The organism is Streptomyces sp. NPDC002845 (genome assembly GCF_053591955.1).
Genome location: NZ_JBSFUU010000238.1, coordinates 1 through 1,512 on the forward strand (window position 1 = coordinate 1; position 1,512 = coordinate 1,512).

Here is a 1,512-nt window from a genome sequence, read left to right on the forward strand (position 1 = left end):
CAGGTCGCCCTTGCCGTTCTGCTCGATGGCCGTGTCGAGCTGCTCGGTCATCTGGGTGTCGTACACCGGACGCTCGGCGGAGCGGAACACGCCGATCGGGGTGTGGTGCAGGGTGTCCGGGTCGGCCAGGCGGGACAGCGCGAACGCCGTGGTCGGGGAGGCGGAGTGGGCGTCGTGGACCAGGACCTCCGCCTCGTTCTCCGGGGTCACCGTGACGACCTTCAGGTCACCCGTGGCCCGGTCCCGTACGACACCGCGGGAGCCGTCCGTGCCGAAGCGGATCTGCTTGCCGTGCTCCAGGCGGATCACGGCTTCCTCGGCCTGCTGCCTGTCCTTGAGGGCGTCGAAGGCGCCGTCGTTGAAGATGTTGCAGTTCTGGTAGATCTCGACGAGTGCGGTGCCCGGGTGGGCGGCCGCCTCGCGCAGGACCTGGGTGAGGTGCTTGCGGTCCGAGTCGACCGTCCGGGCCACGAAGGACGCCTCCGCGCCGATCGCCAGCGAGACCGGGTTGAAGGGCGCGTCCAGCGAACCCATCGGCGTCGACTTGGTGATCTTGCCGACCTCGGAGGTCGGGCTGTACTGGCCCTTGGTCAGGCCGTAGATCCGGTTGTTGAACAGCAGGATCTTCAGGTTCACATTCCGCCGCAGCGCGTGGATGAGGTGGTTGCCGCCGATGGACAGCGCGTCGCCGTCACCCGTGACCACCCACACGCTCAGGTCCCGCCGGGAGGAGGCCAGCCCGGTCGCGATGGCGGGCGCGCGGCCGTGGATGGAGTGCATGCCGTACGTGTTCATGTAGTACGGGAAGCGTGAGGAGCAGCCGATGCCCGAGACGAAGACGATGTTCTCCTTGGCGAGCCCCAGCTCGGGCATGAAGCCCTGCACGGCGGCCAGGATCGCGTAGTCACCGCAGCCGGGGCACCAGCGCACTTCCTGATCGGACTTGAAGTCCTTCATGGACTGCTTGGCCTCGGCCTTGGGCACGAGGGAAAGCGCCTCGATCGTGCCCGTGCCTTCCGTGGACGTCGTGGACGTCTCAGCCATCGATGGCCTCCTTGAGAGCCTTGGCGAGCTGCTCAGCCTTGAACGGCATACCGTTGACCTGGTTGTACGAGTGGGCGTCCACCAGGTACTTCGCCCGGACGAGCATGGCGAGCTGACCGAGGTTCATCTCGGGGATCACCACCTTCTCGTAACGCTTCAGCACGGCGGCGAGATTCCGCGGGAACGGGTTCAGGTGCCGCAGATGCGCCTGCGCGATGGACTCCCCGGCCGTCCGCAGCCGCCGTACCGCCGCTGTGATCGGGCCGTACGTCGAACCCCAGCCCAGGACGAGGGTGCGCGCCTCGTGCGGGTCGTCCACCTCGATGTCGGGTACCCCGATGCCGTCGACCTTCGCCTGCCGGGTGCGGACCATCAGGTCGTGGTTGGCGGGGTCGTACGAGATGTTGCCCGTGCCGTCCTGCTTCTCGATGCCGCCGATGCGGTGTTCGAGGCCCGGCGTGCCCGGGA

General features: G+C 67.8%; 1 protein-coding gene and 1 pseudogene. Both read right to left on the reverse strand.

Annotated features, from left to right (window positions below; translation table 11 throughout):
- A partial coding sequence (locus ACWD3C_RS48585; RefSeq protein ID WP_451155249.1) for a 2-oxoacid:ferredoxin oxidoreductase subunit beta occupies positions 1-1,044 on the reverse strand: 1,044 nt, incomplete at its 3' end.
- Positions 1,037-1,512 (reverse strand): annotated as a pseudogene (locus ACWD3C_RS48590) (2-oxoacid:acceptor oxidoreductase subunit alpha); the annotation flags it as partial. The gene ACWD3C_RS48585 and the pseudogene ACWD3C_RS48590, both read right to left, overlap by 8 nt.